Source organism: Bradyrhizobium sp. P5_C12 (assembly GCF_054049735.1).
In genome coordinates, this window is record NZ_JBFULU010000006.1 from 206,109 (window position 1) to 225,808 (window position 19,700).

At 64.6% G+C, this 19,700-nt stretch carries 17 protein-coding genes; 6 read left to right on the plus strand and 11 right to left on the minus strand.

The window, feature by feature from the left end:
* Positions 1–105 precede the first annotated feature (105 nt).
* Complete coding sequence (locus tag ACXJMY_RS07975) at positions 106–621, plus strand: GNAT family N-acetyltransferase (RefSeq protein WP_456618761.1); 516 nt, start codon at positions 106–108, stop codon at positions 619–621.
* A 23-nt stretch (positions 622–644) separates the two neighbouring features.
* Here the strand turns inward: ACXJMY_RS07975 and ACXJMY_RS07980 are convergent, their stop codons facing one another.
* Positions 645–1,247: a TetR/AcrR family transcriptional regulator gene (locus ACXJMY_RS07980; protein WP_456618762.1), complete on the minus strand. Its 603-nt coding sequence runs from the start codon at positions 1,245–1,247 to the stop codon at positions 645–647.
* Positions 1,248–1,448: 201 nt separating this feature from the next.
* On the opposite strand from ACXJMY_RS07980, the gene ACXJMY_RS07985 reads away from it, so the two are divergent.
* Positions 1,449–2,693 carry an efflux RND transporter periplasmic adaptor subunit gene (locus ACXJMY_RS07985; RefSeq protein ID WP_456618763.1) on the plus strand — a complete coding sequence of 415 codons (1,245 nt, stop codon included), beginning with the start codon at positions 1,449–1,451 and terminating at the stop codon, positions 2,691–2,693.
* A 164-nt stretch (positions 2,694–2,857) separates the two neighbouring features.
* On the plus strand, positions 2,858–6,058 hold the full coding sequence (locus ACXJMY_RS07990; RefSeq protein ID WP_456618764.1) for an efflux RND transporter permease subunit: 3,201 nt from the start codon (positions 2,858–2,860) through the stop codon (positions 6,056–6,058).
* A gap of 48 nt (positions 6,059–6,106) precedes the next feature.
* Here the strand turns inward: ACXJMY_RS07990 and ACXJMY_RS07995 are convergent, their stop codons facing one another.
* The 6 genes from ACXJMY_RS07995 to ACXJMY_RS08020 form a co-directional block, all read right to left on the minus strand.
* On the minus strand, positions 6,107–6,604 hold the full coding sequence (locus tag ACXJMY_RS07995; protein WP_456618765.1) for a hypothetical protein: 498 nt from the start codon (positions 6,602–6,604) through the stop codon (positions 6,107–6,109).
* A gap of 99 nt (positions 6,605–6,703) precedes the next feature.
* The gene (locus ACXJMY_RS08000) at positions 6,704–7,150 is read right to left on the minus strand and encodes a MaoC family dehydratase (protein WP_456618766.1); all 447 of its coding nucleotides are present in this window, start codon (positions 7,148–7,150) and stop codon (positions 6,704–6,706) included.
* Positions 7,151–7,541: 391 nt separating this feature from the next.
* Positions 7,542–7,964 (minus strand): hypothetical protein, encoded by a 423-nt coding sequence (locus ACXJMY_RS08005; protein ID WP_456618767.1) that lies wholly within the window; start codon positions 7,962–7,964, stop codon positions 7,542–7,544.
* A 12-nt stretch (positions 7,965–7,976) separates the two neighbouring features.
* A complete protein-coding gene (locus ACXJMY_RS08010) occupies positions 7,977–8,198 on the minus strand; it encodes a hypothetical protein (RefSeq protein ID WP_456618768.1) in 222 nt (73 codons plus the stop codon).
* 110 nt (positions 8,199–8,308) lie between these two features.
* Positions 8,309–9,127 carry a lytic murein transglycosylase gene (locus ACXJMY_RS08015; RefSeq protein WP_456618769.1) on the minus strand — a complete coding sequence of 273 codons (819 nt, stop codon included), beginning with the start codon at positions 9,125–9,127 and terminating at the stop codon, positions 8,309–8,311.
* A gap of 202 nt (positions 9,128–9,329) precedes the next feature.
* Complete coding sequence (locus tag ACXJMY_RS08020) at positions 9,330–11,186, minus strand: flavin-containing monooxygenase (RefSeq protein WP_456618770.1); 1,857 nt, start codon at positions 11,184–11,186, stop codon at positions 9,330–9,332.
* 176 nt (positions 11,187–11,362) lie between these two features.
* Here ACXJMY_RS08020 and ACXJMY_RS08025 point away from each other — a divergent pair, with 176 nt between their 5' ends.
* The 3 genes from ACXJMY_RS08025 (at position 11,363) to ACXJMY_RS08035 (ending at position 15,455) form a co-directional block, all read left to right on the plus strand.
* Positions 11,363–12,988 carry a long-chain fatty acid--CoA ligase gene (locus ACXJMY_RS08025; RefSeq protein ID WP_456618814.1) on the plus strand — a complete coding sequence of 542 codons (1,626 nt, stop codon included), beginning with the start codon at positions 11,363–11,365 and terminating at the stop codon, positions 12,986–12,988.
* Between the two features lie 108 nt (positions 12,989–13,096).
* Positions 13,097–14,215, plus strand: a complete 1,119-nt coding sequence (locus tag ACXJMY_RS08030; protein ID WP_456618771.1) for a glycoside hydrolase family 172 protein — start codon at positions 13,097–13,099, stop codon at positions 14,213–14,215.
* A 28-nt stretch (positions 14,216–14,243) separates the two neighbouring features.
* Entirely contained in the window at positions 14,244–15,455 is a 1,212-nt protein-coding gene (locus tag ACXJMY_RS08035) for an acyl-CoA dehydrogenase family protein (RefSeq protein ID WP_456618772.1), read from the plus strand.
* Between the two features lie 649 nt (positions 15,456–16,104).
* Here the strand turns inward: ACXJMY_RS08035 and ACXJMY_RS08040 are convergent.
* Genes ACXJMY_RS08040 through ACXJMY_RS08055 form a run of 4 tightly spaced genes read right to left on the minus strand, consistent with a single transcriptional unit; the run spans position 16,105 to position 19,698 of the window.
* Positions 16,105–16,971 carry an efflux RND transporter periplasmic adaptor subunit gene (locus tag ACXJMY_RS08040; RefSeq protein WP_456618773.1) on the minus strand — a complete coding sequence of 289 codons (867 nt, stop codon included), beginning with the start codon at positions 16,969–16,971 and terminating at the stop codon, positions 16,105–16,107.
* Positions 16,968–17,174 carry a DUF1656 domain-containing protein gene (locus ACXJMY_RS08045; protein WP_456618774.1) on the minus strand — a complete coding sequence of 69 codons (207 nt, stop codon included), beginning with the start codon at positions 17,172–17,174 and terminating at the stop codon, positions 16,968–16,970. Before ACXJMY_RS08045 ends, ACXJMY_RS08040 begins: the two co-directional genes overlap by 4 nt.
* The gene (locus tag ACXJMY_RS08050) at positions 17,171–19,222 is read right to left on the minus strand and encodes an FUSC family protein (protein WP_456618775.1); all 2,052 of its coding nucleotides are present in this window, start codon (positions 19,220–19,222) and stop codon (positions 17,171–17,173) included. The genes ACXJMY_RS08045 and ACXJMY_RS08050 overlap by 4 nt, the downstream gene beginning before the upstream one ends.
* Before the next feature lie 2 nt (positions 19,223–19,224).
* On the minus strand, positions 19,225–19,698 hold the full coding sequence (locus ACXJMY_RS08055; RefSeq protein ID WP_456618815.1) for a MarR family winged helix-turn-helix transcriptional regulator: 474 nt from the start codon (positions 19,696–19,698) through the stop codon (positions 19,225–19,227).
* Between the last annotated feature and the right edge of the window lie 2 nt (positions 19,699–19,700).

Sequence of the window (19,700 nt, forward strand, 5' to 3'; positions counted from 1 at the left end):
TGGTGTTATTTAACTACTTTAGCGCGATTCAAACTTAGATTGTGTGAAATGGCTCTCACAATTGAGACCGGATTGCTTTAAATCATCACGATGAAGGACTGCCCAATGGCCATCACCGTTCGACCGATGACGCTGCAGGAAACCGCAGAGATCATCGAGTATTTCCACGCAGCGACGCCAGAGCACCTGGAAATGCTCGGGGTCGACCCAACGCGACTGCCGCCGCCATCACAATGGCAGCGGCTTTATGAGCAGATGTTCGAGCGGCCTGTCGAGCAGCGAGGCGGCTTTTTGGTCAGCTGGCTCGCCGACGACAGGTTCTTGGGGTTCTCGACCGCTGACAAGATCCGCATTGGCCAGCACGCAAATATGCATTTGCACATCACGGATCCCTCGCTGCGCAAGCAGGGGATTGGCGTGGAGTGTGTCCGACAGACCGTCGAACTCTACTTCCAGGTTCTGAAGTTGAAGCAACTCTTCTGTGAGCCCAACGCGTTCAATGTGGCTCCGAACCGCACGCTTCAAAAGGCGGGTTTCACGTACGTCAAGACGCACATGACCGTTCCGGGCCCGCTTAACTTCCACCAGGCGGTCAACCGTTGGATGATCGAGAGAGGTTGACGGTTGGCGCTCGAAGTCGCGCGCTATCCCCGCTCCGACTGCGCCGCGACGGCCTGCACCGCGACGCTCGCGACCTGACGCAGCGCCTCGCGGTCGGAGCCCGAGGACGCCATCACGCCCATGCCGACCGAGACGGCCGAGACGTAGCGCGCGAGCGCGGCCGGATCCGACCCCGGCTTGAGATCGCCTTCCGCCTTGGCGCGGACAAAACGGTCGCGGAGCTGGTCTTCGTTCTGGGCGCGGCGGGCGGCGAGTTCGAAGGGGACGTTTTCAGAGCCGGTGCCGCAGGCAATGCCGCCCTGCACGAGCAGGCAGCCGGGCGGGTTGGCGGGATCGGTCTGCTTGTCGGCGATGCCCATCAGCATCCGCTCGGCAACATCACGGGCGGTCGGTGCGGCGACCACCTCGTCCATCCAGACGCCACGCAGCTTGGTGTAGCGGTCGAGCGCGGCCTTCAGCAGCCCTTCCTTGTTGCCGAAACAGGCATAAAGGCTGGGCGGGTTGATGCCCATGGCTTCGGTCAGCTGCGCGATGGTGGCGCCCTCATAGCCATGGCGCCAAAACACTTCCATCGCCTGGTCCAACGCCGTTTCGGCGTCGAATTCGCGGGGGCGTCCCATGCCCATGTGCCTGTCTCCTCGGAATTCACGTTCTGCCTGAGGCTTAACGCCTAATCCTATCTATTTGTTCTAGCTTTATTTTCTCTACCGTCTTCCAATTCTTGCGGTATGCCGCTACAATTTTTTTAGTGAATGGTACATAAGTATCTTGCACTGCGACATCCAGCTCCACATCTGTAGTGAACACTACATATCTGGAGCGCGCAAATGCATCCCTCGCAAAACTCCCCCCGCACCGGTCGTTTCCGCCGCCTTCTCGGCGGCGTCGCCATCGTGGGCGCCCTCGCCGTGGCCGGCTCGATCGCAACCGGCCATTATCTTCGTGCCGCGCAGGCGACCGCGACGGCCGCCGCGGCCGAACAGGCCGTCTCCGTCACAGTCGCGATGATCGAGCCGCGGCCGACCGTGCTGTGGGACGAATTCTCCGGCCGGCTTGAAGCCATTCACCGCGTCGAGCTCCGGCCGCGCGTGGCGGGCGCGATCATGTCGGCCAATTTCACCGAGGGCGCGCTGGTGAAAGCCGGCGACATCCTGTTCAAGATCGATCCGGCGCCCTACGCGGCCGAGGTCGACAAGGCCAACGCCCAGCTCGAGGCCGCCAAGGCGCGGGTGGTGTTCACCCAGAGCGAGCTCGAGCGCGGCGCGCAGCTCGTCGGCAACGCCGTGGTCACGCGGCGCGACTACGACCAGCGCGACAACGCCAATCGCGAGGCGATCGCCAACGTCAAGGCGGCCGAGGCGACGCTCCAGACCGCAAGGCTCAATCTCGATTACACCGAGGTGCGCGCGCCGGTCGACGGCCGCGTCGGCAAGATCGAGATCACCGTCGGCAATCTCGTCGCCGCCGGCACCGCCTCCCCGGTCCTGACCTCGCTGGTCTCGGTCAATCCGATCTACGCGTCCTTCGATGCGGATGAGGAGGTCGTGCTGCGCGCGCTGAACTCGATCGCGGATACCTCCGGCAAGCGCGGCAATCTCGACCAGATCCCGGTCGAGATGGCGACCTCGGGCGGCCTGTCGGCGAAGGGCCACATCCAGCTCATCGACAACCAGGTCAACGGCCAGAGCGGCACCATCCGCGTCCGCGCGGTGTTCCGGAACGAGGACGGGCGTCTCATTCCCGGCCAGTTCGCCCGCGTGCGCATGGGGCAGCCGAAGCAGCAGACGCTGGTGATGATCGACGAACGTGCGATCGGCACCGACCAGGACAAGAAGTTCGTGATGGCGGTCGGCGACGACAGCCGCGCGGTCTACCGGCCGATCACGCTCGGCGGCTCCGTCGATGGGTTGCGTATCGTAACGGCAGGGCTGAAGCCCGGCGACCGCATCATCGTCAATGGCCTGCAGCGCGTGCGTCCGGGCGCCCTCCTCAAGACGGAGGTCGCCGCGATGGGCGCGCGCGGACCGCAGCAGGCCGCCAACCACAGCAACCAGGACGTCGTGCAGCGCTAAGTAACGTCATTCCGGGGCGCGACGAAGTCGCGAGCCCGGAATCTCGAAGTTTGGAAACTCCGACCACTTCACCTCCGGATTCCGGGTTCGCGGGCTTCGCCCGCGCCCCGGAATGACCGGGGGAGTTGTCGGAGAATCGCAAGATATTGCCCAGGGGCAAGGCCATGAATCTCTCAAAGTTCTTTATCGACCGTCCGATTTTCGCCGGTGTGCTCTCCGTTCTGATCTTCCTCGCGGGGCTGATCTCGCTGTTTGCGATGCCGATCTCGGAATATCCGGACGTCGTGCCGCCGTCGGTCCTGGTGCGCGCGACCTATCCCGGCGCCAATCCGAAGGTGATCGCGGAGACGGTGGCTACTCCAATCGAGGAGCAGATCAACGGCGTCGAGAACATGCTCTACATGTCGAGCCAGGCGACCACCGACGGCGCGATGACGCTGACGGTGACGTTCCGGCTCGGCACCGATCCCGACAAGGCGACGCAGCTGGTGCAGAACCGCGTGCAGCAGGCCGAGCCGCGCCTGCCCGCCGTGGTGCGCCAGCTCGGCATCATCACCAAGAAATCGTCGCCCGACCTCACCATGGTCGTGCATCTGCTGTCGCCGAACAACCGCTACGACATGACGTATCTGCGCAACTACGCGGTGCTCAACGTCAAGGACCGGCTGGCGCGGATCGACGGCGTCGGCGACGTCCAGCTCTACGGCGCCGGCGACTATTCGATGCGGGTCTGGGTCGATCCCCAGAAGGCCGCCGAGCACGGGCTGACCGCGAGCGACATCGTCAAGTCGATCCAGGCGCAGAACGTCGAGGCCGCCGCCGGCGTGGTCGGCTCCTCCCCGAACGTCAAGGGCATCGACCTCCAGCTCTCCGTCAATGCGGAGGGGCGGCTCGCGAACGAGGAGCAGTTCGGCGACATCGTGGTCAAGACCGGTACGCGTGGCGAGGTGGTGCGCTTACGCGACGTCGCGCGCATCGAGCTCGGCGCCTCCGAATACGGCCTGCGCTCGCTGCTCGACAACAAGCAGGCGGTGGCGATCCCGATCTTCCAGGCACCGGGCTCCAACGCGCTCGAGATCTCCGACCACGTCCGCGCCACCATGGCCGAGATCAAGAAGAACATGCCGGAAGGCGTGTCCTACCAGATCGTTTACGACCCCACCCAGTTCGTGCGCTCCTCGATCGAGGCGGTGATCCACACGCTGCTGGAGGCGATGGCGCTGGTGGTGCTGGTCGTGATCCTGTTCCTCCAGACCTGGCGCGCCTCGATCATTCCGCTGCTCGCGGTGCCCGTGTCGATCGTCGGCACCTTCGCGGTGATGCACGTGTTCGGCTTCTCCATCAACGCGCTCAGCCTGTTCGGCCTCGTGCTCGCGATCGGCATCGTCGTCGACGACGCCATCGTGGTGGTCGAGAACGTCGAGCGCAACATCGAAGGCGGGCTGTCGCCGCGCGACGCCACCTACCAGGCGATGCGCGAGGTTTCGGGCCCGATCATCGCGATTGCCATGGTGCTGATCGCGGTGTTCGTGCCGCTCGCCTTCATCTCCGGTCTTACCGGGCAGTTCTACAAGCAGTTCGCGCTGACCATCGCGATCTCGACCGTGATCTCCGCGGTCAACTCGTTGACGCTGTCGCCGGCATTGTCGGCGCTGCTGCTCAAGGGCCATAACGAGCCGAAGGACCGGCTGACGATCATCATGGAGAAGGGCCTCGGCTGGTTCTTCCGCGGCTTCAACAAGGCGTTCACGCGCTCCTCGGAGAATTACAGCGGCACCGTCACCAAGGTGATCTCCGGCAAGGCCGCGGTGATGGGTCTTTACGTCGTGCTGGTCGGCCTCACCGCCTTCCTGTTCCAGCAGGTGCCGAGCGGCTTCGTGCCGGGCCAGGACAAGCAGTACCTGGTCGGCTTCTCGCGGCTGCCTGACGGTGCAACGCTCGACCGCACCGAAGAGGTAATCCGCAAGATGAGCGACGTCGCGCTGACCCAGCCCGGTGTCGAGAGTTCGGTCGCCTTCCCGGGCCTGTCGATCTCCGGCTTTACCAACTCCTCCAATGCCGGCATCGTGTTCTCGACGCTGAAGCCGTTCGACGAGCGCAAGGGTCCGGCCCTGAGCGGGAATGCCATCGCGGCCGATCTCAACAAGAAATACGCCGGCRTCCAGGAAGCCTTCATCGCCATGTTCCCGCCGCCGCCGGTCAACGGTCTCGGCACCATCGGTGGCTTCAAGCTCCAGATCGAGGACCGTGCCGGTCTCGGCTACGAGGCGCTGAACGAGGCGACGAAGGCATTCATGGCGGCGATGCAGAAGGCGCCGGAGATCGCCGGCGTGTTCTCGAGCTTCCAGGTCAACGTGCCCCAGCTCTTCGCCGACATCGACCGCACCAAGGCGCTGCAACTTGGCGTGCCCGTGACGGAGGTGTTCAACACGCTCCAGATCTACCTCGGCTCCTACTACGTCAACGACTTCAACAAGTTTGGCCGCACCTACTCCGTCTATGTCCAGGCCGATGCGCCGTTCCGCGCCCGCGCCGACGACATCAGGCAGTTGAAGGTGCGCTCGTCCTCGGGCGACATGGTGCCGCTGTCGGCGTTGCTCAAGATCCGCCAGAGTGCAGGCCCCGAGCGCGCGATCCGCTACAACGGCTTCCTCTCCTCCGACATCAACGCGGCCGCCGCGCCCGGCTATTCATCGGGCCAGGCGCAGGAAGTCGCGACGCGGATCGCGGCGGAGGTGCTGCCGCCCGGCTTCGCCTTCGAATGGACCGACCTGACCTATCAGGAGTTCATCGCCGGCAATTCCGGCCTCTGGGTCTTCCCGCTGGCGATCCTGCTGGTGTTCCTGGTGCTGGCCGCGCTCTATGAAAGCCTGACCCTGCCGCTCTCGATCATCATGATCGTGCCGATGGGGCTGCTGGCTGCGATGTTCGGCGTCTGGATCTCGAAGGGCGACAACAATGTCTTCACCCAGATCGGGCTGATCGTGCTCGTGGGCCTCTCGGCCAAGAACGCGATCCTGATCGTCGAATTCGCGCGCGAGCTCGAATTCGCCGGACGCACGCCGATTAGAGCCGCGATCGAGGCGAGCCGGTTGCGGCTTCGCCCGATCCTGATGACGTCGATGGCATTCATCATGGGCGTGCTGCCGCTGGTGCTCTCGACCGGCGCAGGCTCCGAGATGCGCCGCGCCATGGGCGTGGCGGTGTTCTCCGGCATGATCGGCGTCACCGTGTTCGGCCTGTTCCTGACGCCGGTGTTCTATGTGCTGCTGCGGACCGTCACCGGCATGAAGCCGCTGGTGCATCACGGCAGCGGCTCCAGTGTGGCGCCAGTCCAGGGCGTCGGCCATGAGGCTGGGCACTAGATCAGGGCTGCTGCCAAAGCGCGCCGGCTTCACGGCCGGCGTCGGCTGCTACTTCCGGTTCTCCTCGCAGAACTTCAGCGCCGCCAGCGCTTCGCCGGCGCGCGGGATCTGCATCTCGATGCTGTCGTCGTCATCGTCCTCGAAATCGAGCGTGAGGCGCTTGGCCTTCGACAGCCGGTCCATGAGCGACTGGTCGTACTCGAAGATGCCGCGCACGGTGGTCTTGTCCATGACCTCCCACTTCGCCTTCTTCATGATGTCGGCGTCATCGGTACCGACATCTGCGCGAAGGATCTCCCCGACCTTGTCCCACTCCCAGCCGTCGTAGATCATCACGATCACGATGGCCTTGTCGGAATAGGTGATGACGACGACGTAGTCGCGGTTCTCGTCATCCTTGTCCTTGTAGCCGCGGCTCGCGTTGCAGTGGGTGTCCTGGGTGCGCTTCTCGATGGTCCAGTCGCCGACCTTGGATTGTTGCGCCACCGCGGGTCCCGCGCACACGATGCCTGCAAGCATCCCGGCGGCGAGAAGGATTCGTTTCATGTCAGCCTCCAGCGTGTTCCCCGGGCTGAGATGACCACCTCTGTCCCCGGCCCGCAAGGGTTTCAGCTGCCGGGGTCAAGGCCGATGGTGAACGCCTCCCTAGCCCCGCCGGGGCACGATCGCGATCGGGGTGAAGGTGTAAACCTCCTCGCCGTTCTGGTTGAACATGGTCCATTTCACCAGCGCGATGCCCTGCGGCTTCGATTTCGACGGCGTCAGGCTCATGACCTCGCCGACCAGATGCAGCCGGTCATTGGGGCGCACCGGGAGCATCCAGCGCAGGCCGTCGACGCCCGCGCCGATCAGCGGATGCGGGCCGAAGGGACGGGTCTGGATCGCGAGGTTCATGGCCATAGCCGCGGTGTGCCATCCCGACGCAGCGAGGCCCTTGAACAGGGTCTTTTCGGCGGCCTCGTGGTCGAGATGCATCGGCTGCGGGTCGAACTCGGCCGCAAAGCGCTTGATATCGGCCTCGGTGACCTGAACCTCGGGAGATTTGAAACGCATTCCGACGGTGAGATCGTCGAACCACTCCACCTGTGCCATTATTTTGCCTCGGAATATGAAGTGCCGCGCGCTGGACGCGGGCGTCTCAAAGGGACGGATAAAGGCGGCATGTAGCGGCTCTGTCCCGCCAAAACCAGCCCCGGGGTTCCCCGCGAAACCCCTTTCCGAAATCGACGAAACACGCCTGAAACAGATGGCCGGTTATCTAGTTGTCAAAATCAGACAGGGACGGCCACCATGCAATTCTTCCTCGACCTCATCTATGATTTTGCCTGCTGCCAGCATCTCGTCGCCCAGCCGCCACGGGAGGATGAGCTATGATCGAGCTGATCTCAGCCGTGCTCGCCCTTTGCAGCGCCGGCGTCTTTGCGGCGCATGCACTGGATGCCTACCGCACCACGCATTTCTGATCTCGCGACCGCCCGCGTCGCTAGAACGGCCGCCGGTAAAAGTGCTCCGAATGCGTTGCCGGCGGAAATCTGTTGGCGAGCGCCAGCGCGCCCTTCTCGTCGGTCTCGAGCGCGATCTTCTGCGCCAGCATGACGTCGCCCGGCACGAGGAAGCCTGACGGGACGAAGCACCACCCCATCGTCGCAATCCCCGCCTCGTCGATCTCGTGGACATTGGCGGCGGTGCCGTAGTGGATGCGATACCTCTTGCCGCTATCGCAACCGATGACGTCGAAATACCGGTGCTGCTCGAATTGCGCGCGCTGAGCCGGCGACAGCCACTCGGCCAGAAGCCGGCGCCCGCGGGCATCCGGCGTGTTCTCGCCGAAGAAGCGCCGGTAGAGCTCGCGTAACGCATGCAGGCGCGCTCGCGCCGGCGCGCGAAACCACAGTGCCGCGATCATGAGCAGCTCAGATCAACCGCCGACCAGGCGGGGATAGAACAGCGTTTCCTGCGCGGTCGGATCGAACGACTTGATACGGGTAACTTCGCCGGGCCCGGTCCGGAAGGCGGCGGTGAAGCCGGCTCCGGTCAACTCCCGAAAGCGCCGTTCGGCCCGCGCCAGCGCTTCGGCATTGTCGGGATCAAACTCGTGGCGGGTATCGCCGGTTTGGTCCATCACGATCTGGGTTGCCATATTGAGTCTCCTCATTCCCAGCCCCGAACCTGATCAAAGCAAACCTCATGCCGTCAGTTCCGGACGGCAACAACTTTCTCGCGCCGGCAGATCACGCCTTGCTGAACGAGTCAGCGCGACGCCGCCGCGCCGCCGCCCTCATCGATCTGCCGTCCCATCAGCGCTATCGCCTTCTGATAGACGCCGGCCGCATTCCAGGCCTCGATCGCGGCGAAATTCGGCTCGCCCGGCTGGTAACCGGCTCCCGCGCGCCAGCCATGGGCCTTGAGGAAATTCGCGGTCGAGTTCAGCGCGTTGGCGGCGACCTCGAGATTGCCGGTGCCATAGGCCAGGATGTTCTTGGGCATGAACTGGGTCTGGCCGACCTCGCCATGCATGGAGCCGCGGGTTGCCCCCGACAGCGTGCCGCGGTCGATCAGCTTCAGCGCGGCGTAGAGCTGGTCGGTGAAGAATTCGGGACGGCGGCAGTCATATGCAAGCGTTGCGATCGACGACAGCATGTTCTGATTGCCGCGCTGGCTGCCGAAGCCGGTCTCCATGCCCCAGATCGCGATCAGCGGCCCGGGCGGCACGCCATAGCGCTGCTGGATCGAGGCGAACAAGGCGGCCTGTGACTGCTTGAGCTGGCGGCCCTTGGCGACGATGGTGGTGGCGCCGCGCTTGGCGAGGAACTGGTCGAGCGAGAGCGAGAAGCTGCGCTGGCCGCGGTCGGCTGCAATGGTCGCGCCGGCGTAATTGGTCTGCATCAAGGCCGAGATCGCGGTCTGGCCGATGCCCTTGCCCTGCGCCTCCGCGCTGAACTCGCGCTTCCAGGCCTCAAACCCGGCCGATGAGCTGCCGCATTGCGCAGCCTTGGCCGCGGGCACCAGCGAGAGCAGCAGCGCGGTCGCACCGATCATCGCCGTCGCGACAGTCCTGCCCTTGATCATGGCTCGTTCCTCTCCCTGGGTGCACGACCGGCTCGCGCGGGGCATGATCCTACGCCAGTTGCGATCGCTCAAGCCCCGACAGCTACAATCGATCCAAGCAAAGCTCTTGACACCGGCAAGTCGCAACGCCCGCAAAGTCACCCCGCCTCGGCTCCCAGCAGGAAATCCACCGTGATGCTCTGGTGCTGCGGGACCATGCCGCTCAAGCCGGAACCGCGGGGCCGCCCGCCGCGGCGGTCTCGTAGGTCAATTCCAGCCCATCCAGCTTGCCCTCCTTGCGCCATCGTTCGAGCAGCCGCAGGAACGCCACCGGCCCGCGCCAGTACTGGCTGTTGCGGGCCGCGACCGGGTCGAACACGCCTTCATTGTTGTAATAGCCTGGCGTGCATTCGGCGAGATAGGTCTGGCGACCGAGCGCCGCTCTGACGACCTCGTCGACCCAGGCGCTCTCGGCTGCAGGCGTCGGCTCCAGCGTCCTCGCGCCGCGCTTGCGCGCCTCGGCGATCACATAGGCGATGTGCTGCGACTGCTCGTCGATGACGTGCGGAAAATTGGCGCTCTGGCCGGCCTGCACCGTGACGATCAGGAAACAGTTCGGGAAGCCGCGGCTGTAGAAGCCGTGCAGCGTCTTGACACCGTCGCGCCAGCATTCGGACAGGCTCACGCCGTCGCGGCCGTAGACTTCAAATCCCATGCGGCGGGCGTAGTCGGTGCCGACCTCGAAGCCGCTGGCATAGATCAGGCAGTCGAGTTCGTAGGCCTTGCCGTCGGCGATGACGGCGTTCCCGGTGATGCGGTCGACGCCCCGTCCCTTGGTGTCGACGAGATGCACGTTGGGGCGATTGAAGCTGTCGAGATATTCGTCGTGGAAGCACGGCCGCTTGCAGAATGCCTTGTACCAGGGCTTTAACGCCGCAGCGGCCGCTTCGTCCTTGACGACAGCGTCGACGCGCGCCCGGATCTCCTCCATCTTGCGGTAGTCGGCCTGCTCGATGACCTTCAGCGCCTCCTCCATCGAGGTCACCGGCTGCGGCTGGCGGCGCGGCGCCAGCAAAATCTCTCCGAGCAGGCCGGTCCAGCCGTCCTGCACCAGATCCTGCTCGAACGGCTCGCCCGAGATCACGGCGGTGAAATTGTCCATGCGCTCGCGCTGCCAGCCGGGCTTCAGGCTCTCTGCCCAGGTTTGATCCGTCGGCCGGTCATCGCGCACGCCGATCGCGGACGGCGTGCGCTGGAACACGTAGAGCTCTTTCGCCGAGCGGCCGAGATGCGGCACGCATTGCACGGCGGTCGCGCCGGTGCCGATGATGCCGACGCGCTTGTCGGCGAGAGCGGCGAGACCGCCTTCGGCGTTGCCGCCGGTGTAGGCATAGTCCCAGCGGCTGGTGTGGAAGCTGTGACCCTTGAAACTTTCGATGCCGGGAATGCCGGGCAGCTTCGGCCGGCTCAGCGGACCGCCTGCGAGAATGACGAAGCGCGCACGGATGCGATCACCGCGATCGGTCTCGACCAGCCAGCGCCCCTCCTGCTCCTGCCACGTCATCCGCGAGATGACGGTCTGAAACAGCGCACGCTCGTAGAGCCCGAAGTGGCGGCCGATGCGGCGCGAGTGTTCGTAGATCTCGGGAGCCCGCGCGTATTTGCGCACCGGCATGTAGCCGGTCTGTTCCAGCAGCGGCAGATAGATGTAGCTCTCGGTATCGCAGGCCGCACCGGGGTAGCGATTCCAGTACCAGGTGCCGCCGAAGTCAGCGGCCTTTTCCACGATACGAAATTCGCAGACGCCGGCTTCGCGCAGACGCGCACCGCAGAGCAGGCCACCGAAGCCGCCGCCGACGATGAGCACCTCGGTCTGTTCGCTGACGGCTTCGCGTACAAATCCGGGATCGGCCCAGGGATCGTCGAGATAGCGGCTGAAGTCGCCGGTCACCTCGACGTATTGCGCCTTGCCCTCGGCACGCAGGCGAAGGTCGCGCTCGTCGCGATAGCGCGCACGCAATGCAGCGATGTCGATCGTAGACGCGCCGGCTGCGCCGGTCTTGTGTTTTTCCGCTGACATCCATTTCCTCCCCGGCGGACGCTGCTTCGCCGACAGCTCGCATCAGTTAGCCCCGAAAAAGTGACGCATGCAATCGCGTCCGCTGTTTTTTGCGTGAACGTCGCATGACGTTCCGCTACCGTGCGGACAAATCACAAGCGTACGCCATGCAACGACGTGGCGGTCCGGAGGAGACCATGCAGGGATTGATGATGGACATGCCGCTCCTGATCAGCGGCCTGATCCAGTATGCCGCCGACTATCACGGCGAAGCGGAAATCGTCGCGCGCGAGATCGAAGGCGACATCCATCGCTACACCTATGCGGATGCGCATCCGCGCATCAAGCGCATGGCGCTGGCCTTGCAGCGGCTCGGCATCAAGCCCGGCGACCGCGTCGGTACACTCGCGTGGAATACCCACCGCCATTTCGAGATGTTCTATGCAGCTCCCGGCATGGGCTATGTGCTGCACACCGTCAATCCGCGGCTGTTTCCCGAGCAGCTCGTCTACATCATCAACCATGCCGAAGACCGGCTGCTGTTCGTCGACCGCGCCACGCTGCCGATCGTCGAGGCGATCGCGCCGCAGCTCAAGACGATCGAGGCTTACGTCGTGATGTCCTCGCGCGAGCGGATGCCGGAGACGACGCTTGCGAACGTCCATTGCTACGAGGAGCTTCTGGAAAACGAGACCGATGCCGGTTTCGCCTGGCCGCTGTTCGACGAAAAGTCCGCATCCACCATCTGCTACACCTCGGGCACCACGGGCAATCCGAAGGGCGTGATCTATTCGCACCGCGCCGCGATCCTTCAGACCATGACGTGTTGCAACTTCGACTTCCTGCCGGGGCATATGGAAGGCGTGCGCGAGGTGATGATGCCGATGGCACCGCTGTTCCATGGCAATGGCTGGAACATGCCGTTCACCGCGCCCTATACCGGCTCGAAGCTGGTGCTGCCCGGCCGCAACTACGAGCCCGACAAGCTCTTTGAGCTGCTGGAGGGCGAGAAGGTCACGCTGTCGGCAGGCGTGCCGAGCTTCTGGCTGATCCTGCTCGACTGGCTCGCGCGCACCGGCAACAGATTCTCGACGCTGCGGGCAACACTGTCGTCGGGCTCCGCCCCGCCGCGCGCGATGGTCGAGAAGCTCAAGCGCGAGTACAGCATCGACTACATCCAGGCCTGGGGCATGACCGAGGCATTGGGCTGCTCGATGCCGGGCCTGCGGCCCGGCTCGGAGCATCTCAGCGACAAGGAGAAATTCGACCGGCGCCAGGTGTCGGGCCGGGCGTGTTTCGGCACCGCCTTGCGTATCGTCGACGACGGCGGCGTTGAGCTGCCGCGCGACGGCAAGACCGTCGGCCATCTGCGTGCCCGTGGTCCCTGGGTCGCCTCGGGCTACATGAAGTTAGAGGAAGGCCTCGACCGCGACGGCTGGCTGATCACCGGCGACATGGCCGTGATCGACGCCCAGGGCCACGTCACGCTGACCGACCGCTCCAAGGACGTGATCAAGTCCGGCGGCGAATGGATCTCCTCGATCCAGCTCGAGGACATCGCGCTGTCGCATCCCGATGTGCTCCAGGCCGCCGTCGTCGCCATCGCGCACGAGAAATGGCAGGAGCGCCCGCTCCTCCTCGTCGTCCGCAAGAAGGGAGCGACGGTCGACGGCAAGACCCTGCTCGACCACATGCGCCCGAGGATCGCGAGCTGGTGGATGCCCGATGCCGTCGAGTTCCTGGACGAATTCCCGATGACCGGCACCGGCAAGGTGCTCAAATCGGCGCTACGCGAGAAGTTCAGGGAGTATCGTCCCGCTTAAGCCGCCGCGCGATCGCGCAAGGACCCTGTCCGTGCGCGACCATCTTCATCTTTTGGTAGATTCGGGGGCGATATATCGGATCATCCTACCCCCTGGATCGAGGACACAATGGCGTTTTCCGGATTGGGCATGCATCTCGGCAATCTGTCGCGCCTGTCGCATGCGCAGACGCGTTCGATCAGCCCCGAGAATTTCACCGGCGACAAGGGCAAGGGCGGAATGTCCGTCGACGGGTCCGCGGCGCGTCAGGCCCGCGATCTCGGGCAGGGCTGGAAGGTGTCGCCCTATGTCGTCATCGAGCCCGGCACGACCTTCACGCTTGCCGACATCCAGGGCCAGGGTGCGATCCAGCAGATATGGATGACCCTGGCGCGCGGGCGCCTGCGCCATTCGATCCTGCGGGTCTATTGGGACGACCAAACGCTGCCGAGCGTGGAATGTCCGGCCGGCGATTTCTTCGCCTGCGGGTGGGAGGAGTTCGCGCAAGTGTCCTCGCTCGCGGTCTGCGTCAATCCCGGCCGTGCCTTCAACTGCTACTGGGAAATGCCGTTCCGCGAGCGTGCGCGGTTCACGCTGGAGAACCGCAGCGAGGAGCAGCTGACCGTCTACTACCAGATCAACTACACGCTGACCGATGTGCCCGAGGATTGTGCCTATTTTCACGCACAGTTTCGGCGCACCAACCCGCTGCCCTACAAGGAGGTCTACACCATCCTCGATGGCATCGCGGGCAGCGGGCATTATGTCGGCACCTACATGGCGTGGGGCGTCAACAACAACGGCTGGTGGGGCGAAGGCGAAATCAAATTCTTCATCGATGGCGACGGCGCATTCCCGACGATCTGCGGCACCGGCACCGAGGATTATTTTTGTGGCGCCTATAATTTCGATCCCTACGTCGCCCATTCCGGCCAGGGCCCGGCGCAACAATCGCACTACCAGGAATTCACCACGCCCTATGCCGGCCTGCCGCAGGTGATCCGCCCGGATGGTGTCTACAAATCGCAGCAGCGCTTCGGCATGTATCGCTGGCACATCCCGGACCCCGTACGCTTCCGCTCCGACCTGCGCGTGACCATCCAGGCGCTGGGCTGGCAGCCCGGCGTCAAGGAAGCAAAATATCTACCGTTGCAGGACGACATCGCCTCGGTCGCGTTCTGGTACCAGACGCTGCCGACGGCGCCCTTCCCAGAACTGCCCGGGCCGGACTATCTCGAAATCGGCTAGCGCCGTCCGTCGATCAAGGAGACGAAAGATGCTCTATCCGATGTCACCCAAAGTCGTCGAGCTCAAGCGCAAGCTCGAGAGTTTCATGGACCGGCACATCTATCCGAACGAGGAACGGTTCTACCGCGAGGCGGAGGAGCTCGGGCCGTGGAAGGTCTATCCCGTCGTCGAGGAGCTGAAGCCGCTCGCCCGCGCCGAAGGCCTCTGGAACCTGTTCCTGCCGGAGTCCGGCCACGGCGCGGGCCTCACCAATCTCGAATATGCCCCGCTGTGCGAGGTGATGGGCCGCTCGCATCTGGCGCCCGAAGTGTTCAACTGCTCGGCGCCCGACACCGGCAACATGGAGGTGCTGGAGCGCTACGGCTCGGCAAAAGACAAGGAGCGCTGGCTGAAGCCGCTGCTCGCCGGCGAAATCCGCTCCTGTTTCGCCATGACCGAGCCCGCGGTCGCCTCGTCGGACGCGACCAACATCGAAAGCTCGATCGTGCGCGACGGCGACCATTACGTCATCAACGGCCGCAAATGGTACACGACGAACGCGACCGATCCGCGCTGCAGGATCTGCATCTTCATGGGCAAAACCGATCCGGACAATACGGACCGCCACAAGCAGCAATCCATGATCCTGGTGCCGATGGACACGCCCGGCATCGAGGTGAAGCGTCCCCTGCCCGTGTTCGGCTTCTACGGCGTGCCCGACCGCGCCTCGGAGGTGGTCTTCACCAATGTGCGCGTGCCGAAGGAGAACATGCTGCTCGGCGAAGGCCGCGGTTTCGAGATCGCGCAGGGCCGCCTCGGCCCCGGCCGCATCCACCATTGCATGCGGCTGATCGGCCTGTCCGAACGCACGCTGGAGAAGATGTGCCGCCGCGTGCGCAGTCGCGTCGCCTTCGGCAAGCCGGTCTCGGAGCAGACGGTGACGCAGGAGCGCATCGCGGAGGCCCGCATCATGATCGAGCAGGCCCGGCTGCTGACGCTGAACGCGGCGTACGCGATGGACACGGTCGGCAACAAGGTCGCCAAGAGCGAAATCGCGATGATCAAGGTCGCGGTGCCCAACATGGCCTGCCAGGTCATCGACTGGGCGATCCAGGCCCATGGCGGCGGCGGCACGTCGAACGATTTTGGTTTGACGCAGGCCTATGCCACCGCACGTCTGCTGCGTCTCGCCGACGGCCCGGACGAGGTTCACAGGAACCAGATCGCGCGGTTCGAGCTGAAGAAATATTCGAATGCCTGAGTAGACGTTGGTTCGCCAGTCCAACGTCTGATCATCGGAGTCTAATCGACGCTTGGCTGCTCGATGGATGCAGACACATTCTGATTCAAAATCGCTTCGAGCATCGCTCCGAAAATGATAAACGGCAGATAGAACGCAAGCATGATCGTATTCCTCCTGCTGTGACAACCTTGGCCTGCAGGCCAGGTTCCTCCAGTTGACACGCGCCCGCCTCGGAACATTTTCGTCGCTTACCTAGCTACCGACGAAACCGAGGCACAGGCAGTATCAGGAACGCATCGCGTCAATCGCATGGGCGATCAGAACGACTGCGCTCGCGGCAATGAGAAACACAAACAACCAGCTCATGTCCGCCTCCGATCCCGGAAGTGAACGCGTTCATCGATGCACAGTCAAAACCCATCGGTCTGGAACCGCCATTCAACGGCTCGCTGATGCTTCGCAGCAACATGTGCATCCGCTGTCGGCTCTATCGGCAGAATGCCAAAAGGAGCAACGCGCCGACGACGCAGGCCGCTAGGACTAAAAACCAAACGCCCATACAGTCCCCCGACTCACACACGCGAGTCAGGATTAGCTCTGCGATTTGGCATTGAAACGCCCGTTGGCGGTTTTCCCCAAGCCAAGCGCGATCGATGTGCTCGCAGCGTTAGTCCAATACCTCCACCGTCGCCGAGCGTCCGGCAACCAGCGACATCGCATCGGGCACAGGATCCAGCGCGATACGCACCGGGACGCGCTGCGCCAGCCGGACCCAGCTGAAGGTTGGGTTGACGTTGGCGAGCAGGTTCGCGCCCGCGGCGCGGTCGCGGTCCTCGATGCCGGCCGCGATGCTCTCGACGCGGCCGGTGAGCGTGACCTTCTCGCCCATCAGGCGGACCCGCACCTTGTCGCCGATGCGGATGCGCGCGAGTTTCGTCTCCTCGAAATAGCCCTCGACGTGCAGCGTGTCGGTGTCGACCAGCGCCATCACGCCCTTCCCGGCCGTAACGTAGGCGCCGGGGCGCAGATCCATGTTGGTGATGACGCCGTTCACGGAGGCGCGGACCTCGCTGCGATCGAGGTTGAGCTGGGCGACCGCCCGGTCGGCGACGGCCTGGTCGAAGGCCGCCTTGGCCTGGAGCTGGGTGGCGAGAACCTGCTCCTGCTTCTGCTGCGACACCGCATCGGTGGTGAGCGCGCTGTAGCGCTTCAGGTCGGAATTGGCCTGATCGAGCGTGGCCTGATGACCGGCCACGGCAGCATCGGCCTGCCGTAGCGCCAAGGCGAAACGTTCACGATCGATCCTGAACAGCACGTCGCCGCGATGGACCTTCTCGTTGTCCTTGACCAGCACCTCGGTCACGAAACCCGACACGTCGGGCGCAACCTGGACCACATCGGCGCGCACGCGGCCGTCGCGCGTCCATGGTGACTCCATGTAGTAGACCCAAAGCTCGCGGCCGACGGCGAGTGCGGCGACGATGACGATGGCGGTCAGCGCGAGGCGGCCAAGCCAGGCGAAATTCCCCTTCATGGCAGATACTCCGAGAGATAGACGACCCCGCCGAGAATGCAGACGTAGATCGCGAAATCGAACAGCGCGCGGTGCCAGACCAGCCGGTAGAGGTCGAAGCGCAGCATGAGGCGGCGAACCAAGGCACTCAGCGCGTAGGCGATGATGATCCACAACAGCAGCGCCGGCACGAGCACACCGTAGATGTCGATCTGATGTCTCATGCCGCAACACTCTCGCCTGCGCGCGGCCGATAGGCCGGCGCGTCCGGAAACAGGCCGCGCCGGATACCGACGAGGCCGATCAAGGCGTCTTCGCGCGCGCTGTCATTGGGGTCCTTGACCGCTCGGGCCAGCGCCAGGTCGACATGCCGCAGCAGCTCGGCCGGCATTCCGCCGCCGGAATATTTGCGGCAGGCCGCGGCGAGCTGATCGAGCATGTCGTCGATGACGGAAATGGTCGATGCCGCGAGGCCATAACGCGCCCGGCGCAGATCGATGATGTTGATGCCGATACGGAGCTGGACGAGGCTGTCGGCGTCGCGGCGATCGCTCTCGGAGAGAAATGCGATGCGTTGCACCAGAAGTCCGAGACGGTGCAGCATGAGGCCTGCGAACTCCGCACGATCGCGCTTGCCGCGGCGTTCGGCGGCGACCGCAATCGTCTTCCAGCTCGACAGCACCAGGCGATTGGCGATCCACTCGGCGCCCACCCCGCGCGCGATCCGCGTCACGATCTCGGCGATAAGGACGCCAACGAAGAAGGCAACGGCCGAATTGGCGTAGGATGCGAAATCGGCGCTGTAGGTCGATTGCAGCGCGAGCAGCGTCGCCGTGTTGGCCGCGAGCGCCGTGCCCGTTCCCGCGGTCGCCGGCCGCGCGATCAGGAAACCATAGAGCAAGAAGGTCGGCGCCAGTGCGACGACCAGAACCTCGATATGGGAGATCGCCGGCACCACCGCGAACAGATAGACCGCGACGACCACGATGGCGACCAGCGCCCACCGGCCAAAGCTGCGGATGAAGCGCGCAGGCTCGTCCTGAGCGGCGAAAAACGAACAGGCAACCGCCGCCATCATCGGCGCCGATGCTCCGTCCGGCCAGCCAGTGCCGATCCAGAACGCGCAGCAGATCAGGATGGCCGTGGCGGCACCCGCCGCCGACCACAGCGCAAGGCCACGATCCCGGTGGCGCACGGGCGCGGCGCCGGCCTCGGAACGGAAGGCCAGCTCGACGGTCGCGACGTTGCGGTTCTCGGCGATCGCCTCGGTCAGCGCGCGGCAGTCGCGCGAGAGGTCGACCAGCTCGCGCAGCCGCAACAACAGGCTCGTGGTGATGATCCGCTCCCAGGACGCGCTGCCGTCGAGCACCGCCTGCCGCTCGGCGATCATGGCGCGAATCCGCTCGGCCGGTTGACGCGCGCCGACGTCGCTGACGATCCATTGCGCGAGCTCTTCCAGAAGTCGCTTCAACTCGCTCTGCCGTAGCAAGGCCTCCTCGCCCAGCGCCGCCAGCCGGTCCTCGAGCGAGGCAATCACCGGCAGCAGCATCAGCATGCGCAGCCGGATTTCGCCGAGGCCGCTCACGGCATTGCGATCGGTCAGACGATCGTAGGCAAGGTGGGTGGAGAGCGTGTCGATCTCGACGATGTCGGTCGCAAGCTTGAGGCGCCTGGCGCGGCGCGTTTCGGCGGTGCCGTCGCGCAGCAACACGACCTGGCTGAGGCGGCGCGCATCCGCCAGCCAGGTGTCGACGCGGCCAGCGACCGCAGGCGCGACGCTGCGGGGAAACACGATGGTCGAGACCAGGCTGGCGCAGATGATGCCGAGCGAGATTTCCTCCACCCTCGCCACCGCGGTATCGAAAATGTTGCCCGGCTCGGACACCGAGGGAAAGCCGATCAGCGCGACCGTGTATCCGGCGAGCATGAAGACGTAGCTGCGCGGCGTGCCGTCGAGCAGCGACAGATAGAGACAGAGCCCGACCCAGAGCGCGATCGCGAGGCACAGCAGCTCCGGCGCATTGATCAGGTTCGGCACCAGCGCCACCGTCACGGTCGCTCCGATCAGCGTGCCCATCACGCGGAAGAACGCCTTCGAGCTGGTCGCGCCGGCAAGCGGCTGCGAGGTGATGTAGACCGTCGCCATCGCCCAATACGGCCGCGGCAGATCCATGGCGAGCGCGATCACGAGCGCCAGCATCGACGCGGCAAACGTCTTCAAAGCGAAAACGAGGTCCGCGTGGCGGACCAGGAACGGCTCTTCCGCACGCATGACTATTTCGCCTCGAGAAATGTCTTCGTGTGATGCAGGCGGCTGGCCCGCCGCTCGATGCGCTGGAGCGTCTCGAAGGTTATCGCAAGTTCCTCGGGCCCGATATCCTTCAAGAGGCTCGCCCGCACCCGGCGCAGCACCCGGTTGGTCTCCTCGACCTTGGCGTCTCCCGCTTTCGTCAAGTGTAGCGTTTTGGCACGCCGATCGGTCGGATCCTCGCGGCGTTCCACCAGACCCTCGGCCTGAAGCAGGTCGATCAGCCGCACCAGCGACGGCCCCTCGATGCCGAGCTCGTCGGCAAGCACGCCCTGCCGGACATTCTCGCCCTGGCGCGACAGCACCAGAAGCGGAATCGCAGTCGCATAGGACAGGCCATGATCGGACAGAGCCTGATCCGACTCGCGGCGCCAGATGCGGGCCAGCCGCGCAATGAGCCGGCCGAGTTCGGCGTAGATATGAGCCTGCGAGGGAGCCATGC

Excerpts from the sequence above, each read along its gene's own strand:
- ACXJMY_RS08005 (WP_456618767.1), bottom strand. The coding sequence starts at position 7,964 with ATGATCGCGGCACTGTGGTTTCGCGCGCCGGCGCGAGCGCGCCTGCAT.
- ACXJMY_RS07985 (WP_456618763.1), top strand. The coding sequence starts at position 1,449 with ATGCATCCCTCGCAAAACTCCCCCCGCACCGGTCGTTTCCGCCGCCTT.
- ACXJMY_RS08025 (WP_456618814.1), top strand. The coding sequence starts at position 11,363 with ATGCAGGGATTGATGATGGACATGCCGCTCCTGATCAGCGGCCTGATC.
- ACXJMY_RS08040 (WP_456618773.1), bottom strand. The coding sequence starts at position 16,971 with ATGAAGGGGAATTTCGCCTGGCTTGGCCGCCTCGCGCTGACCGCCATC.
- ACXJMY_RS08020 (WP_456618770.1), bottom strand. The coding sequence starts at position 11,186 with ATGTCAGCGGAAAAACACAAGACCGGCGCAGCCGGCGCGTCTACGATC.
- ACXJMY_RS08045 (WP_456618774.1), bottom strand. The coding sequence starts at position 17,174 with ATGAGACATCAGATCGACATCTACGGTGTGCTCGTGCCGGCGCTGCTG.
- ACXJMY_RS08055 (WP_456618815.1), bottom strand. The coding sequence starts at position 19,698 with ATGGCTCCCTCGCAGGCTCATATCTACGCCGAACTCGGCCGGCTCATT.
- ACXJMY_RS08035 (WP_456618772.1), top strand. The coding sequence starts at position 14,244 with ATGCTCTATCCGATGTCACCCAAAGTCGTCGAGCTCAAGCGCAAGCTC.
- ACXJMY_RS08050 (WP_456618775.1), bottom strand. The coding sequence starts at position 19,222 with ATGCGTGCGGAAGAGCCGTTCCTGGTCCGCCACGCGGACCTCGTTTTC.
- ACXJMY_RS08010 (WP_456618768.1), bottom strand. The coding sequence starts at position 8,198 with ATGGCAACCCAGATCGTGATGGACCAAACCGGCGATACCCGCCACGAG.
- ACXJMY_RS08015 (WP_456618769.1), bottom strand. The coding sequence starts at position 9,127 with ATGATCAAGGGCAGGACTGTCGCGACGGCGATGATCGGTGCGACCGCG.
- ACXJMY_RS07980 (WP_456618762.1), bottom strand. The coding sequence starts at position 1,247 with ATGGGCATGGGACGCCCCCGCGAATTCGACGCCGAAACGGCGTTGGAC.
- ACXJMY_RS07995 (WP_456618765.1), bottom strand. The coding sequence starts at position 6,604 with ATGAAACGAATCCTTCTCGCCGCCGGGATGCTTGCAGGCATCGTGTGC.
- ACXJMY_RS08030 (WP_456618771.1), top strand. The coding sequence starts at position 13,097 with ATGGCGTTTTCCGGATTGGGCATGCATCTCGGCAATCTGTCGCGCCTG.
- ACXJMY_RS07975 (WP_456618761.1), top strand. The coding sequence starts at position 106 with ATGGCCATCACCGTTCGACCGATGACGCTGCAGGAAACCGCAGAGATC.
- ACXJMY_RS08000 (WP_456618766.1), bottom strand. The coding sequence starts at position 7,150 with ATGGCACAGGTGGAGTGGTTCGACGATCTCACCGTCGGAATGCGTTTC.